The 16,431-nt window shown below is 67.6% G+C and carries 12 protein-coding genes; 1 reads left to right on the top strand and 11 read right to left on the bottom strand.

All coding sequences use genetic code 11. The annotated features are described in order from the left end of the window. Position 1: 1 nt before the first annotated feature. From modA to fusA, 3 genes are all read right to left on the bottom strand, one after another. The gene (gene modA / locus V9K91_RS14590) at positions 2-742 is read right to left on the bottom strand and encodes a molybdate ABC transporter substrate-binding protein (protein WP_336443454.1); all 741 of its coding nucleotides are present in this window, start codon (positions 740-742) and stop codon (positions 2-4) included. 64 nt (positions 743-806) lie between these two features. Next, a complete protein-coding gene (locus V9K91_RS14585; RefSeq protein ID WP_336443453.1) occupies positions 807-1,727 on the bottom strand; it encodes a M14 family metallocarboxypeptidase in 921 nt (306 codons plus the stop codon). Positions 1,728-1,836: 109 nt separating this feature from the next. Further along, positions 1,837-3,873 carry an elongation factor G gene (gene fusA / locus V9K91_RS14580; protein ID WP_336443452.1) on the bottom strand — a complete coding sequence of 679 codons (2,037 nt, stop codon included), beginning with the start codon at positions 3,871-3,873 and terminating at the stop codon, positions 1,837-1,839. Positions 3,874-4,391: 518 nt separating this feature from the next. Between fusA and V9K91_RS14575 the strand changes: the two genes are divergently transcribed. Further along, positions 4,392-6,590, top strand: coding sequence for a TonB-dependent siderophore receptor (locus tag V9K91_RS14575; protein WP_336443451.1), 2,199 nt, complete (start codon positions 4,392-4,394; stop codon positions 6,588-6,590). A gap of 23 nt (positions 6,591-6,613) precedes the next feature. Here the strand turns inward: V9K91_RS14575 and V9K91_RS14570 are convergent, their stop codons facing one another. From V9K91_RS14570 to V9K91_RS14535, 8 genes are all read right to left on the bottom strand, one after another. Further along, positions 6,614-7,390, bottom strand: coding sequence for a heme ABC transporter ATP-binding protein (locus V9K91_RS14570; protein ID WP_336443450.1), 777 nt, complete (start codon positions 7,388-7,390; stop codon positions 6,614-6,616). Beyond that, positions 7,387-8,427, bottom strand: coding sequence for an iron ABC transporter permease (locus V9K91_RS14565; RefSeq protein ID WP_336443449.1), 1,041 nt, complete (start codon positions 8,425-8,427; stop codon positions 7,387-7,389). The genes V9K91_RS14570 and V9K91_RS14565 overlap by 4 nt, the downstream gene beginning before the upstream one ends. Before the next feature lie 13 nt (positions 8,428-8,440). Continuing rightward, positions 8,441-9,496, bottom strand: coding sequence for an ABC transporter substrate-binding protein (locus tag V9K91_RS14560; protein WP_336443448.1), 1,056 nt, complete (start codon positions 9,494-9,496; stop codon positions 8,441-8,443). A gap of 52 nt (positions 9,497-9,548) precedes the next feature. Continuing rightward, entirely contained in the window at positions 9,549-10,931 is a 1,383-nt protein-coding gene (locus tag V9K91_RS14555) for an ATP-binding protein (RefSeq protein WP_336443447.1), read from the bottom strand. Between the two features lie 92 nt (positions 10,932-11,023). Next, positions 11,024-12,004 (bottom strand): alpha/beta hydrolase-fold protein, encoded by a 981-nt coding sequence (locus V9K91_RS14550; RefSeq protein ID WP_249834267.1) that lies wholly within the window; start codon positions 12,002-12,004, stop codon positions 11,024-11,026. Positions 12,005-12,241: 237 nt separating this feature from the next. Then, positions 12,242-12,409 (bottom strand): hypothetical protein, encoded by a 168-nt coding sequence (locus V9K91_RS14545; RefSeq protein WP_176472691.1) that lies wholly within the window; start codon positions 12,407-12,409, stop codon positions 12,242-12,244. Between the two features lie 172 nt (positions 12,410-12,581). Continuing rightward, a complete protein-coding gene (locus V9K91_RS14540) occupies positions 12,582-13,907 on the bottom strand; it encodes a hypothetical protein (RefSeq protein WP_337308194.1) in 1,326 nt (441 codons plus the stop codon). Beyond that, positions 13,817-16,363 (bottom strand): TcfC E-set like domain-containing protein, encoded by a 2,547-nt coding sequence (locus V9K91_RS14535; protein ID WP_336443445.1) that lies wholly within the window; start codon positions 16,361-16,363, stop codon positions 13,817-13,819. The genes V9K91_RS14540 and V9K91_RS14535 overlap by 91 nt, the downstream gene beginning before the upstream one ends. Between the last annotated feature and the right edge of the window lie 68 nt (positions 16,364-16,431).

Here is a 16,431-nt window from a genome sequence, read left to right as displayed (position 1 = left end):
ATCAGGGCGCGCCGAAACCGTGGCGGCGCAGGATCGCCCGGCCCTGCGGTGAGACCACGAAGGCCACGAAACGGCGCGCTTCCGCCGCGCGGGCGCTGTCCTTGATCACCGCCACCGGGTAGTTGATCGGGGTCTTCAGCGGCACCTCGAAGGCACGCACCACCCGGCCGGGCGTGGCCTGGTAATCGCTGGCGTAGACAAAACCGGCGTCCACTTCGCCGCGCGCCACGTAATCCAGGGACTGGCGCACGTTCTGGGTGGTGATGGTCTTGGCGGTGATCGCCTCCCACAAGCCGGCGTCCTGCAGCGCGGTGCGTGCATAGCGGCCCACCGGCACGCTGTCCGGATTGCCGATCGCCACCCGCTGCACGCCCTTCCCTGCCAGCGCGGCCAAGAATGCGGGAGCATCCCTGCGGCGCGGCGGCACCACCACCACCAGACGGTTGGTGGCGAAAATCCGGCGGGAATCGGTTTCCAGAAGTCCGGCCCTCGCCGCCTGCACCATCGTTTCGGTATCGGCAGTGGCCAGTACATCCACCGGCGCGCCGCGCGAAACCTGCTGCAGCAGCACGCCCGACGCGGCGAAGTTCAGATCGACCTTCGTTCCTGGATGCGCCGCCTCGTACGCGCTCGCGATGTCACGGAAGCTTTCGGTCAGGCTGGACGCGGCCGATACGGTGAGTTCGGCGGCGGTGGCCGGCAACGCGGCCACCATCAGCAACAGGCACAGCAATCGTTTCATCGGTCAGGTCCCGGAGGGTTGCGCCGATGATAGCCACGGCGGGATGCCCGCCGCGCGAAGACCGTTACCCTGCCTGCAAGGCGAAGTCCAACCCGGCGCGCACGGCAGCCACCTGTGCGGCGTTGCACTCCGCCGGCGTGGTCCGCGGGCTGTCCGGGTACACCTCGGTGGTGGTGGCGAAGCGGGCACTGGTGAACCCCGCGCAGGCACCGATCGAGCGCGATTCGCCCCACACCACGCCCGGCGACTGCAGCGGCAGCCCGACCAGGTTGCCCTGCGCGTCGGCGGGGGCGATGTGGGTAATGGGGGCCACGGCGGCGATCAGGGCACGCTGGAACGCCGGTTCCGGATTTTCGCTGTTGCCGATCACATAGAAGCCGTCGGGAATCGTTTCCGGGTGCCACGGCTTGCCATCGCGCGAGGCCAGCGCCGGGTCGAACTCATGCGCGTCGCTGTCGGTGGTCTCGTGCAGGTCCAGGTGCACCAGCAGGTCGTCGTTGCGGGCGGCGACCCAGTGCATGAGCGAGGCCGTTTCAACGATGCGGCCACCGTCACGGAAGCTGCGGTTGGGATCGATCGCATCGCGGTTCCAGCGCTGGATGCGTTCGTAGCCCCAGGGGCACACGCAGGGGGCGACGATCAGGTTGATGCGGCCGGCGTACTCCTGCGCGTGGTCGCGCAGGAACTGCAGCGCGCCGTGCACGCCGCTGGTTTCATAACCGTGCACACCGCCGGTGACCAGTGCGGTGGGTAGCGCCGGGTCCCAGTTGCGGGTCTTGGCCAGCAGCAGCGGGTAGGTGTGGGTGATGGATTCAAGCTGGCCGTACTGGACGATTTCCAGTGCATCGGGCAGCGCATTCAAGGCGGCGACCACGTCGTCGGCGTAGTGGCGTTGCACGACCTGGCGCGCACGCCATGCCGCGCGCTCGGCATCGCCCCAGGGTTGGCCGGGGGTACCGACGGGGTAGAAATGGGGGGTGGTCATGGGAAGCTCCTGAAGCAGATGCCCCCATTGTAAAGGGTTGCCGGTAGAGCCACGCCCTGCGTGGCTGAGCGGGGGCCGGAGAATTCCGGCCCCCTTTTCCTTCCAGCGTTCAAGCAGCCTGCACCTCTTCGTAGCCGTTGAAGCGCATGTCGCTGGATGCGCGGCCCTGGGTCAGCGAACGCAGCGAGGTGGTGTAGCCGGACAACTGCGCCAGCGGCGCGTAGCCCACCACTTCCGCACGCCCACCCTGGTCCTCGATGGAGGCGATGCGGCCACTGCGGCGGTTGAGGTCGCCCACCACGTCACCTACATTCACCGACGGCACGTGGATGGCCACTTCCATCACCGGCTCCAGCAGGCGTGTTCCGGCCTGCAGCAGCGCGGCCTTCACCGCTTCGGCACCGGCGCGATGGAACGCCATGTCGGACGAATCCTTGGCATGGGTCTGCCCATCGACCAGCGCCACCTCGATGCCCAGCACCGGATGGCCACGCGGCCCTTCCGACAGCGCGCTCCGCACGCCCTTCTCCACCGCCGCCACGAAACCGCGCGGGATCACCCCGCCTACGGTGCGGTCGACGAAATGCACCTCGCCGTCCTCGCGGGGGCTGACATCCAGCACCACCCGGGCGTACTGGCCCTGGCCGCCGGTCTGCTTGACCACCTTGCCTTCGATGCCACGCACCGCCTGCTTCAGCGTTTCCTGGTAAGCCACGCGTGGCGCGCCGGTGCGGACGTTGACGTTCCACTCGGTGCGCAGCCGTTCCACCATCACTTCCAGGTGCAGCTCGCCCATGCCCCAGACCAGGGTTTCGCCGCTGTCCGCTTCGGTTTCGACGCGGAACGACGGGTCTTCCTGGGCCAGGCTGGACAGGCCCTGCGCGATGCGGATCAGGTCGGCCGACTTTTCCGCAGTCAACCGCCACGCCAGCACCGCGTGCTGCGCCTGGATGGTGTCCAGCAACAGAGGGCGCGAAGGTGCACTGAGCGTTTCACCGCTCACCGCATCCTTCCAGCCGAGCACCGCGACGATGTCACCGGCCACCGCCTGCTTGATGTCGTGGGTCTGGTCGGCCTGCACCCGCACCAGCCGGCTCACCCGGCGTCCCTGCGCATGCTGCGAACTGGCCAACGCATCGCCCACCTTCAGCGTGCCCGAGTACACCCGCACGAAGCTCAACGCCCCATGGTGCTGGTGCGTGATCTTGAACAGCAGCGCCGCCAGCGGCCCATTCGGATCCGGCGGCAGGCTGACCTCGCCCGCCTCCTCCGTGGCCACCACGGCCGGCCGGTCTTCCGGCGCGGGCAGGTAATCCACGATGGCATCGAGCAGGGTTTCAATGCCCTTGCTCTTGAACGCCGCACCCGCCAGCACCGGCACGCCGGCACCGGCCAGCGTGGCGCGGCGCAGCGCAGCGCGCAGCGCGGCGGGTTCCACCGCGCTTCCGTCCAGCCAGGCTTCGGCCAGCAGTTCGTCGTGGTCGGCCACCGCTTCCACCAGCTCCGCACGCCGCGGCTCCCACGCGCTGTGTTCGGCGGTGGTCCACGCGGTGCGGGTCGGGGTGCCGGCGTCGTCCCACTGCACGGTGCTGCGGTCGACCAGGTCAACCCAACCGTGGAAGGCGTTCTCCGCGCCCAACGGCCAGCCGAGCGCCCATGGCCGCGCCTGCAGCTTGTCCTCCAGCTGCGCCAGCACGCGCTCGAACGAGGCGCCGATGCGGTCCATCTTGTTGACGAACGCGATCAGCGGCACGCCATGGCGACGGGCCTGGTGCCACACGGTTTCCGATTGCGGTTGCACGCCATCCACGGCGGAGAACACCGCCACCGCGCCGTCGAGCACACGCAGCGAACGTTCGACTTCGATGGCGAAGTCGATATGCCCGGGTGTGTCGATCAGGGTCAGGTGGTGGGTCGGTTCGCCGCGCGGCGCCCAATGCGCCTGCACGGCGGCCGCGCCGATGGTGATGCCGCGCTCGCGCTCGATCGCCGAGAAGTCGGTGGTGGCGGCGCCATCGTGGACTTCACCGACGCGATGGATCTCGCCGGTTTTCCACAGCAGGCGTTCGGTGAGCGTGGTCTTGCCGGCGTCGATGTGGGCAATGATGCCGAGGTTGCGCCGGAGGTTCTGGGTCTGGGTGTTCATAAGAGGGGTCTCGCTGCTGCCAACATCAGGGAGCCGCACGCCGCCGTTGGCTAACGGGCGTGCGGCCAGGTTTGGGGCTCGGCGATCTGGTGCATGGCACGTTCTCCTTGATGCGTGGCGTTACGGAACACTGAAACGAAAAAAGCGCCCAATGGGCGCTCTGTCTGGGGTCCTGCGGTGATCGAATCCGATCAGCCGCCAGAGGAGCCGCGAGGCAGACGCGCCCGTCCCGCGAAAGCGCGGGTGCGAGTAAAAAACGTCAGGAGCGGCATCGAGTTCATGGCGGCGGTTGAGAGGATCTGCGGCGAATTCTAGACCTCTGCGTACGGGTTGCAAGCGGTTTTTGCTGCCACGGGTAGAACACTGACGGCTATGTCGAGCGGATTATCACGGGGGCGCGGAGTTAACTCCCTCCGCCCCCGCTAGTACATGCGAATAGGTCGCAATTGCATTGCGTGTCGGAATCCTTAAAATGGCGGGTCAACGTCGCTCTGCGACGACCTTGACGCTGGCAGTACATGACCCCCTCCCCCGCTTCGTTCCGTCGGTTGCGCCCCAACCTGCTTGCCCTCGCCTGCTGCATCGCCAGCGCCGCCGCTCCTGTCGCCTTTGCGCAGAACGCCACCGATCTGGATGCCGTCCAGGTCAATGCCTACCGCGCGGCCAACAGCACCAGTGGCGCCACGAAGACCACCACCAGCATTGCCGAAACGCCACAGTCCGTCGCCGTGATCGAACGCGCCGAACTGGATGCGCGTGGCGTGCAGTCGCTCAACGACGCCATGCGCTATGTAGCGGGCGTGAGCCTGGAAAGCAGCGGCATCGACAACCGCGTGGACGACTTCCGCATCCGTGGGTTCGATGCCGGCAGCTGGGCCAACAACGTAACCCTGGATGGCATGCGCGCGCCGCAGGGCAGCCAGTGGAACCGCAGCATGTTCGACAGCTGGAACCTGGAACGCGTGGAAGTGCTCAAGGGCCCGTCCGCTGTGATATACGGGCAGGTCGCACCCGGCGGCATGGTCAACCAGGTCAGCAAGACCCCCACCCCGGACCCGCAGCAGCTGCTGCGCCTGGGCGTGGATGCCAACGGCCAGTACAGCGCGGCCTTCGACGTCGGCACTGGCAGCGGCGACAACACGCACCTGGCGCGTCTTGTCGGCCTGTACCGGGATGGCGACACCCAGATCAAGCACACGGCGCAGGAACACTGGTTCCTCGCGCCCAGCTACACCTGGCAGATCGCCGAACGCACCCGCCTCACCCTGCTCGGCATGTACCAGAAGGACGACGGCGGCTCCACCTACCAGTTCCTGCCAATGGCCGGCACCCTCAACGCCACGCCCTATGGCCACATGAAGAACAGCACCTTCATCGGCCAGCCGGACTGGAATACCTTCGACCGCACGCTGTGGACGGCCGGCTGGATGTTCGAACACCAGTTCAACGACCACCTTACCCTGACCCAAAACGCACGCCGCACCCATGTGGATTCGCTGTACCGCGGCGTGGTCACCTTCGGCGCGCTGAATGCCGATGGCCGCACCCAGAACCGGCGCGGCGTGCAGGGCACCGGCGATTCGGACGGCGACACCTTCGATACCCGCCTGCAGGCCCGCTTCAGCACGGGCGCGGTGGACCACACCGTACTGCTCGGCTGGGACTGGCAACGGGCCGACTGGGAAGGCGTGCGCAGCGCGATGACCAACCCGCGCGCGATCGACATCTTCGATCCCGTTTACTACCCCTACCAGCCCACCGTCACCACCGAAACACCCACCGCCGGCATCAACCGGCAGAGCGGCGTGTACCTGCAGGACCAGCTGGCCGCAGGCCACTGGCGACTGACCCTGGGCGGCCGGTACGACTGGACCAAGGACGACACGCTGAGCGCCACCCGCAACATCGCCACCGGCATCTCGCAACCCGGTGCGCACAACGTGATCAAGAACGAAGCGTTCACCGGTCGTGCCGGCGTGCTGTATGTGTTCGACAGCGGTCTGACCCCGTATCTCAGCTATGCCGAATCGTTCCAGCCCTCCAACAAGTCGCCATTGGACAGCTTCACCCAGACCGCGTTCGACCCGGTGACCGGCTCGCAGTGGGAAGCCGGTCTGAAGTACCAGCCGGCCAGCGTCGATGGGCTGATCACCCTGGCCGTGTACGACCTGCGCCAGCAGGACATGATTGTCGATGACCCCGTGGCCAGCCACCGCAACTGCGGCGCTACCGGCACGGTGGTCTGCTCGATCCAGGGCGACGAAGGCCGCGTGCGCGGCATCGAGCTGGAAGGGCGCATCACGCCGATCGAGGGGCTGAGCCTGATCGGTGCGGCCTCGCGGATGGACTCGGAAATGCTGACGTCGGCGGCCTACAAGGGCAAGCAGCTGGCCATGGTGCCCGACTACAGCGCTTCATTCTGGGCCGACTACACCTTCCAGACCGGTGCGCTGCGTGGCGTGAGCCTGGCTGCTGGCGCGCGCTACAACGGCGTGAGCTACGGCGACAGCGCCAACCTGTACCGCATTCCGTCCTACACCCTGTTCGACGCTGCGCTGCGCTATGACCTGGGCCAGCATGGCAACACGCACGTGCAGCTCGCGCTCAACGCCAGCAACCTGGCGGACAAGCGGTATGTGTCTACCTGCACCGGCGTGTCGTCCTGCTATTACGGCAGCGGGCGTACCGTGATGGCTATGGCGACGTTTGGCTGGTAGCCCCAGCCACGCAGGGCGTGGCGCTACGCGGGGGGATCGGCGACGACCACCAGCGGCACATCGCGTTGCGGGTGCCGCAGCACCAGCACCGGCTGCTGGTACACCCGCTCGATGTGCTCGCGCGTCAGCACCTGGTCCGGTGTTCCATCAGCCGCCACCCTGCCCTGCTCCAGCAGCACGATCCGGTCGGCATATCCCGCCGCCAGGTTCAGGTCGTGCAACACGACGATCACGCACGCGCCGCTGTCGGCCAGCTGCCGCACCGCACGCAGCGTCCGCTCCTGGTGCCGGAGGTCCAGCGCCGCGGTCGGCTCATCGAGCAGCAGCAACGGCGTGTCCTGGGTGAGCACCCGCGCGAACGTCGCCCGCGCCGCCTCACCGCCGGACAACGTCTGCACCTCGCGCCGCCGCAACCCCACCATCTCGGCCTGGCCCAGCGACTGTTCCACCCGCGCCGCATCGCGCAACGCATCGGCCGGGTGTGGCAACCGCCCCATCGCCACCACCTCGTCCACCGTGAACGCAAAGCGCACTGCATGGTCCTGCGGCATCACCGCCCGCTCGCGCGCCAGCGCCATCGCCTTCCAGTGCGCGATCGGCTTGTCGTGCAGGATCACCTGCCCGGCATCGGCCTCGACGTCGCCGCTGGCCACCGCCAGCAACGTCGACTTGCCCGCCCCGTTCGGCCCGACCAGCGCCGTCACCGTGCCCGGCACGAACCCCAGGTGGATGTCGTGCAGGATGGACCGCTCACCGAAACGAACGCCCACGCCATCCAGTTGCAGGAACGGTGCGCTCATACCGTGCCACTCCGGCGCTGGTGCAGCACCAGCCACAGGAAGAACGGTGCACCCAATGCTGCCGAGAACAAGCCCAGCGGAATCTCCGCGGGCGGGTCCAGCGTACGTGCGGCGGTATCGGCGACCACGATCAACACCGCACCGGTCACTGCCGACACCGGCAGCAACCAGCGGTGCCCGGGGCCCACCAGCATGCGCACCACGTGCGGCACCACCAGCCCCACGAAGCCGATGGAACCGGCGAATGCCACGGCCGCACCCACCAGCAGCGCGCTGAACGCAATCAGCTTCAGCCGCGTGCGCTTCACGTCCAGACCCAGGTGCTGCGCCTGGCGCTCCCCCAGCGCCAGCATGTCCAGCGGCGTGGACAGCCGCAGCAGCGCGAACGTCCCCAGCACGAACACCGGCAGCGCCGCCGCCAGGTCGGCCCAGTCGGCCTGCGCCAGCGAGCCCATCTGCCAGAACACCAGCGACTGCAGCTCGCTTTCGCTGGCGATGTAGGTCAGGAACCCGATCGCCGCCGAACAGAACGCCGCCATCGCAATGCCTACCAGCAACAAGGTCGCCGTGCCCGTGTTACGCCCGGGCCGCGCCAGCGCATAGGTGAGGCTGATCGCCGCCGCACCCCCGGCAAAGGCCGCCAGCGGCAGCGTCCAGCCGCCCACGCTGCCCGCGCCCAGCACGATGGCCGCCACCGCGCCCAGGGCCGCGCCCTGGGTCACCCCCACTATGCCCGGATCGGCCAGTGGATTGCCGAACAGCCCCTGCAGGCTGGCCCCGGCCATCGCCAGTGATGCGCCCACCAGCGCGCCCAGCAGCGCACGCGGAATGCGCAGGTTCCAGACCACCGCCATGTCGCGCTGGCTGACCTGCGAGGGGTCGAGCATGCCCAGCTTGACCGCCACCGCCTGCACCACCTCCAGCGGTGGCAGGCGCAACGGCCCGACCGCGAACGAAGCCAGGATCGCACCGAGCAGGGCCAGCGCCATCATCGCCAGCACCCATCCGCCTGCACGTCTGCGCGTAGCGCGTTCCATCACAGCGTCCTGCTCACGGCGACGGCAGTGCCGCCAGCGCCTTGGCCAAGGCCACCGCACCGCTGCCGGAGCCCACGCTGGCCGCCTTCAACTGCACGTCCGGCATCACCCACACCCGGTTTGCCGCGCCGGCCGGGGTCTGCTTCAGGGTCGGGTAGGCCTTCCACAGGCCGGCTTCGCCGCCGAACAGCTGCACATCGTTTTCGGTCACCAGGATGACCTCGGGCGCTGCGGCCACCACGCCTTCATTGCTCAGCGCGGAATAGTTGGCCACGCCCGCTTCGGTGCCGATGTTCACGCCACCGGCCAACCCGATCAGCTTGCCCGAGGCACTGTCGGCGCCCGCCACGGTCGGCGCGCCGCCAGCCCCGGTCGCGGAAAGATGGATCACCCGCGGGTGCACCTTGCTGCTCGACGCGATCGCGGCGGCTTCCTCCAGTTGCGCCTGTACCTGCGCTGCCAGCGCGTTGCCGGCCTCGGCCACGCCCAGCGCGGCCGCTACCTTGCGCACCTTTTCCGGTGCCGGCTGCAGGTCATCAATCACCACGGCCGCCTCACCCGCACCGCGCAGTTTCTTCGCCAGCTCGGTATGCCGGCGCAGGCTGTTGCCCAGGAACAGCGTCCCTTCCAGGCTCAGCACGCCTTCCACGCCGGTGGTGCGGTTGAACAGGAACTGCTTGGGGGCCTTGCGCCCTGCTTCGGTGGCCGAACGCAGCGGCGCGGCATACACCTGGCCGCCCAGGCCCAGCGCTTCGATCACCGCGATGACATCGTCACCGCCAGCCACGATGCGCGAGGCGTCTTTCACCGTGACCTGTTCGCCGTCGTCGGAGGTCACCGTCACCGGAAGCACCGGGATCAGGTTGGTGCTGGAGGGCACATTGGCGCCGGCCAGATGCAGCCAGCCCTGCGGCAGCGCGGCAGGCGATGATGCGTTTGCGGCGTCGGCCGCCTTCGGCGCGGGTGCGGCAGGCGCTGCCGTTTCCGCGGGCTTGCCACCGCAGGCAGTCAGTGCGGCTGCCAATGCCAGCACCAGCAGATGCCGGCGCGCGGTCAGGGAACTGGACATGTCATTACTCCGTCAGGTGCGCGCAGGACCGCAGCCCCGCGCGCGGAATGCATCAGCGGCGGGCCGGGGTGATGCGGGTGATGCGGTCGCCCTTCGGGTCTTCCGCGCCGCGCGACTTGTTGACCGCGAACACGTTGCCCTTGCCGTCTTCGCGGACGTGGTTCGGGAACGTGCCGCCGTCCAGGTTGCCGACCACCTTGCCGTCGCCATCCACCACGGTCACCGTGCCGGCACCGCGGTTGGTGACGTAGGCCAGGCCGGACACCGGTTCGAACGCCACGTTCAGCGCACCCGCGCCCACCGGCACATCGTGCAGGACCTTGCCGCTGGCCACGTCGACGATGAGCAGGTTGTCGGTGCCCTGCGAGGCCACGAACAGGCGGTTGCGCTTCGCATCGAAGGCTACGCCGGAGGCGCTGATCGAATTGCCCAGGTCGATCACCTTGTCCACTTTGCCGCTGGCCACGTCGATCACTGCCGCTTCCGGTGTCCCGATGCTCACCGTGAACAGCTTGCCGCTGGCTTCATCCAGCACCAGGCTCATTGGCACGAACTTCTCGTCGTCCACGCCGGATGCCAGCGTGATCGGCTCCAGCGCCTTGAAGGTCCTGGCATCGAACACCGACAGATGGTCTTCGCCAGCCGCCGACGCGAACACCTTGCCACGCTTGGCATCCACCACTACGTCACGCGCATGCGGCACCGCGCCCACCGGGAACTGGTGCACCAGCGACAGATCGGACTGGCGGTACACCGCCACCGTGTCCTGGCGGGTGTTGCTGACCCACACGTTGCCACTGGCATCGTCCACGCCCACGCCATACACCGCAAACACGCTGCCGCCCTTGGCATCGGGCACCTGCGCCGGGGTGATCGCCTTGAGCACCTTCAGCGTTTTCGGGTCCACCTTGAGCAGCTGCGACTGGGTCACCGGCGGGCGGCCCACCGCCGAGGTCACGAACAGCGCGTTGCTGCCCGCGCTGTAGGCGCTCTGGTACAGCCCCTGCACCAGCTTGCCCGAACTCTGCTGGAACGCCTGCTGGCCGCTCAGCGGCAGGTTCGGCGACACCCGCAGTGCAACCACGGTCGCAGCAGCCGGCTGGCTGGCGCGCACCACCACCGGGTGCTGGCCGGGCACGGCGTCGGCCGGGATCTGCACGCTGGCCTTGAAGTTGCCCTGTTCGTCCACCACCACCGGAGTGGCGTTGAGCACGGTCTCGCCGCGCAGCAGCGTCACCTGCTGGCCGGGTACGAACGCGCGCCCGGTCACTTCAGCGGTGCTGCCGGGAATCACGTTCTCGTTGCGGGCGCTGACCTTGCCACGGAAGCCGTTGGCAGGCGCATCGAACACCGGCTGTGCGGACACCGCGCCGGTGGCCAGCGACAAGGCCAGGGCCAACGCGGCAACGCGCGGGAGGGAAACCAATCGGGACATAGCAGACTCCTTCTGTAGGGGCGCGCCAGCGGCGCGTGTCACAAGGGTTGCCTTGGCAGGGCCGGATCGGCGCAGCCTGGGTAAGGAAAAAATCAATCGGCGCTCTTGTCGGCCACGCCGTACAGCGCCGCCAGCGTGGCTTTCAGCGAAGCCGGCAGCATCGGGCCGTGGCCGAGGCCGGGAAATTCGCGGTAGGTCACCTGCAGCCCGGGCACCTCGGCCAGACGCCCGCTCAGCCCATGCGCGGCATCGGGGGTGGCCCCGGCGATGCGGCGCAGGTGCGCCACCACGCGCGGGTTGTTCATGTCACGCACGCCGCGGTTGCCGCTGCGCTCGTCACCGCCGAGCATCAGCCACACCTTCGCCGGCGTTGGGTGGGCGATGAAGTCCTGCTCCATCGCGCCCTGCGGCGCGCCCTGGCTCCACCACAAGGAGGGGCTGGCACTCACGTACTGCTGGAATGCGGTCGGCTGGGTGTACAGCGTGCTGAGCACGAACAGCCCGCCCAACGAGTGGCCCCAGAGCGATTGCTGCTGCGTGTCCACCCGGGCGCGGCGCTCCACCTCGGGCTTGATCCGCTGCTGGATGACATCCAGGAACGCCTTGGCGCCGCCGCCGCTGGACTGGGACGTGCCGTTCTCATCATCGGCCGTATCCACCCACGCGGTGTAGTCGAGCGTGCGGGCGGGTGAATCGATGCGCAGGTCGTTGTCGTAGCCGATGAACACGAGCACCGGGGCGGCATGTGCGGCCAGGTCGCTCAGCATCGTCTGGTCGAACACCATGGCCGCTGCGTTGCCATCCAGCATGTACAGCACCGGCGCAGGCGCGTCCGCCTTGCGCACAGGCACGCCGACGTTGACGCGCCAGCGCCGTGCAGGCTCACCACTTTCGATCACGAAACGCTCGAACCGATAGCTCTGCGGCGGTTGGTCCAGTACGGTTTCGCCGACCTTCTGCAACGGGTTGCGTTGCTGGGCGGCAGCCGGCGCCATCGCGACCACGCCCAGTACTGCGGCAACGCCAGCGTTGCGCAACCACGGAGAGAAAACAGGAATCAGACGGGAAAACACGGTGGGCAAGACCCAGGGCAAGACGATCGCCCCAGTGTACCCGAAATGCGAATGGGTATCACTTGCTTCGTGAACGCCCTGCAACGGCACCCGATTGTTGATCGTGACTCAACCGCAACGGTAGGTCACGACGGTTTATCTGAGCGGCAACGGTAGGTCACGACCGTTGGTCGTGACCCAACAAACGGAAAGTCCGGCCCAAAGGCCGGACTCCGGTCATAGCGTTGGTGCAGCAGCTTATTCTTCTTCTTCCTGCTGGCCGCCCTGCTGGTTGCGCTCGCCCTTCTGGTTCTGGTCCTGCTGTTGCTGCTGGCCCTGGCGCTGCTGGTCTTTCTGGTTCTGCTGGTTCTGCTGGCCCTGCTGCGGATTCTGCTGGCCCTGCTGCGGATTCTGTTGGTTGCCCATCATGCTTCTCCGGTAGACGGCGTCGAAAGCGATGCCGGTAAGCCAACACTAGGGACCGCCGCGTTACCGCCGCGTGCGCTGGAGATGCTGCGCGTCAACGAAAAACGCATGTACGTAAACAGTTCAGAACTGAACCAGTAAGTCGTCACGCTGTTGTCGCACACACCATGCCTCAAGGATCCGCATCGAAGATCACAGTCACGTCACCACGATAGCGGCTGCCGGGATGGTCCAGCATCGTTCCCACTGCCTCGCCATTGACGGCAAAATGCAGCCTGGAGGGGCGGCGGATGATGAAACTCTCGGCGGTCATCACAGGCGGCGCCATCGTGGTGGTCAACGCAACGCCAACCGCCTCTGCCCCCGACGATGCATCGCGGAAACCTGGCAGGGTCAGCTGGATGTCGAGAGGCGCGTCTGGGGCATCCACGGTTTCGTTGCGGATCGCACAGCGACCATCCGAATGCGCGTGCTGGCACTGCAGCGAGACACTGAACTGCCCAGAGCTGCTGATGCTGAAGGGAATCTCGCGCTCCAGCGCCTTCGGCACGATCCCATGGTCCGTCCACTGTGTCCACCCGCCGCGAGGCGCAAGCACGGCGCGATCGCTCCCTGCCGGAACCTCCAGCTGGAACGCATGCTGGACCTCCAGCTGGAAGTGCACGTTGACGATGTTGTCATCCAGCTCCACGCCGTTGCCGAGGTCGAAGTCGGCGCCCTCGCCCGTACCGCCCACGCGGAACGAGGTCATTCCGGTGTAAACCCCGCTGCGCATGGCCAGCGGCGCAGGCGTGGTCAATTGGTAGGTGAAGTCGAACTCGGCGATGGCGTAGTTGTTCGTATGCAGCCAGTGCAGCGCGCAGGCCAGCACGCCATTGCCCCGATCCTGGCGCAGCCACAGGCGCATGACGCTCCGGTTGTTTGCATTGGTGTTGCTCAACGCCCGGTTGCAGTTGATGGCGCCGCCCGTGGAGGCAGGCTCGGTGGGCCCATCCCCATCCTGGTCGACCAGGCGCAGCGCAGCGCCAATGATCTTCACGCCCAGATCGAACGTATGCGCGCCATCGTCGGAGGTGACCGTTACGGTACGCGGCCCCGGCATGCCGATGTAGAAGCTGTCACGCCCATAATCGTTCGTGCGCACGCCCTGCTTGGTGCCCCGCACCTTGGTGTCGATGCTCCACCATTCGTTGTTGATGCATGCCTGCAGGTGCACGCTGTTGCACACCCCCGACCACGGCGTCGTGTTGACGAACTCCCGCTTGTCGGGGTCATTGATATCCGGCTTGAACTCTGCGGTGATGTAGATGTCGGCGGCATGGGCGCCAGCAGCAGCGGCAGCCAACGCAATGGCTGCCGCCGCGCGACGCACGCCACGCAGCAAGGTGGAGGGGGAACGTTCAAACATCACGGCATTGCTCCTGCAGCGGGTGCAGCCGACGACGACTGCGCATGACCAGGGGACGTCGATGGGCACGTGAGGATGCCGGCCATCCACGTGTCGCCCTGCGGGCGGGTGGTCGTGCCGTCCAGCGCAAAGCTGCAGCCGGTCACCCTGGGGTGGCGGACTTCCAGGCGTGGCGCCCTGGCACTCATCTCCAGCGCGAAGAAACCATCGGCCTCCGCTACGCTGCGCCCGGCATGGTTGATGACGTGGGCGCCGGCCAGCGGCTGCCCGGCGGCATCCTTGAGATGGCCCATCACGGTGAAGGTGCTGAGCACGTCCACCTTGCCGTAGGCCACGCCTCCCTTGTTGAGGTGATAGTCCAGCGTGGCCGGCTGGATGCTCGCAGCCGGCGCGGCGCGCCCATGGAAGTCGACCTGCAGAGCGCCGGTGCGATACGCAGTGACCGGCAGGAAGTTGCGGCCAGGGTGAAGCGCGTAGGAGCCACCGCGGCTGTCGTATGCGCGCAGCTCCACATCGGGCAGCTCGGAGCTCACGTCCACGATCATGCCGGTATCGACACTGCCGACCTGCCCCGCACCGGCAATGGCAAGCTTGCCGCCGCCCATGGCCATGGTGCTCTCCAGGTTCAGGCCGCCACTGACGGTGCCGCCCAGCGACGAGCGCTGCGCATGCGCATCGCCGCGCAATGCAGGATGCTCGAACTGCGCGTTGCTGCTGAGGCCCAGCCCATCGCTGTCCAGCGTGGCCTGGCCGGCGACACTGCGCAGCAGACCGTCTTCATAGGTCTGCTGTACCCCCGCGCTGGCGTACAGGCTGCGCCCGCCATCGGTGGCGGTACGGCTGCCAAGGCTGCCGCTGTAGCGACGCCCCTCCTGGCCCAGCGCGATGTTCAGGGTGAAGTCGACACCACGGTTGCGGCGCGTGCCGCTGCTGGCACTTGCCGGGCGGTCGAACACCGCAGCGCGCCAGGTCGCGTCGCTGCCGAACAGGGTCTGGCGACGACTGAAGGACAGGTCGAGCCCAACGCCGTTGCTGGTGCCACTGTGATGCGACATGCGCGCGGCAACGTAGCTGCCGTCACCGAGGCGATGGTTCATGCTCAGCGCACTGGTCTGCAGCCAGCCCGAGCGGGTCTGCGGCAGCTCGGCACCGGGCGGCAACGGCGGGTAGGCATTGTCACCGGGGCGGCGCCGCTCCTGCCAGCTGCGGTTGTGCGAGGCGATCACGGTGCCTTTGCCATGGCGCCACATGCCCTGCAGGTCCACGCCACTGCCGTGGTCGCCGCTGTAGGCGTTGGTGTAGAGGTTGGCGCGGTCGTTGACCTGCCAGTCCAGCGATCCAGCGACGGCATTCCCGCCATCCAGGTGCTGGGCAGACAGGCCGAGGATCGCACGCGGATGGGCCAGGTAATTGACGATGCCGCCTGCGGCAAAGGCGCCGGCATCGGGGTCCTCCAGGGTGTCCAGCAGGCTGTGCTGGACACCGGCGAACGCGCTGTAGCGCCAGCGGCGGCTCGGGTCGCGCCAGTTGCCCGGCTTGTGGATCACCGTGGTTTCACGCGAGCTTTCGCGTCCATCCTCGATGACCCGCAGTTCGACCTCGTAGATGCCGCCCGGCAGGCGACGGGTATCCAGCTCCTGCAGGCCCGGCTGCAATGGCTGGGTCTGGATCAGGCTACCGTCGCGGAACACCTCCACGGTGCCCTCGCGGTTGGCGGTCACGTACACCGGATACAGGCTCGGTGCGCGCGAATCAATGGCCAGGCTGTCCGATGAGCCGGCCATCATGCCCACGGTGGTGTGGCTGAACGAGCCGGGCGCACGCGGCTGGCGGGTGACGCCCTGGAAGTTGGGCAGGAAGTAACCCACGCGCAGGAAGTTGTCGCGGAATTCGCGTTGTGCGTAGAGGCTCTGTACCGACTGGCGCAGCTGCCCGGCTTCATCGCTGCTGCGGTCGACCTGATAGTTGCCGACCAGCGTCCAGTGTCCCAGGCTGCCCTGTGCGTCGAGCGCGTAGCGGCCGGCCGTAGCCACGCCCTGCCCTGCATAGGCGTTGAGCTGGTGGCGCAGGATCAGGCCGCGACTGCCGTGTTCAGGCAGCGCGAGGTGGCGCTGCTGCGTGGCGGCGCGCCCACCGTTCTCTGTGGCGATGGAAAGCAGCGAGCTCTCCAGGCTGTAGTGAACCCGCACCAGGCTGTCATTGCAGGCCTGTTCGCAGGCGCCCAACGGACGCGGTGCAGCCAACACCTTCAACCAGCGCTCGCGTTCGGCGGCCGGTTCGGTGCTGTCGTGGCTGTCGGTAAACTCCAACAGCGACAAGGCATTGTCACGGGTCAGCACGGCACGGGCATCGCCCAGGTACTGACCATCGCGTTCGACCCGTACCACCAGGGGTACGTCGAAGAAATGGTCACGGAAGTCATCGGGCAGCCCCCCAGCCTGGTCAAGCAGGGTGAGGCTTTCCAGTGCCGCAGGCGCAGCCTGCACTGCTGCAACGCTGCAATGGAGCATGACGGCGGTGGCGAGGGGAAGCAGACGCGGTGACATGGTCATTCCTGTGCATGAAGAAGGGGCGCGAGCGCGCCCCTCCTGTGGCAGCCGGAGCTGCCGGGGTG

The organism is Stenotrophomonas sp. CCNWLW57 (assembly GCF_037203925.1).
GTDB lineage: Bacteria > Pseudomonadota > Gammaproteobacteria > Xanthomonadales > Xanthomonadaceae > Stenotrophomonas > Stenotrophomonas rhizophila_A.
The sequence above is the reverse complement of the archived record's forward strand: the minus strand, read 5'-3'. Positions and strand labels throughout refer to the sequence as shown.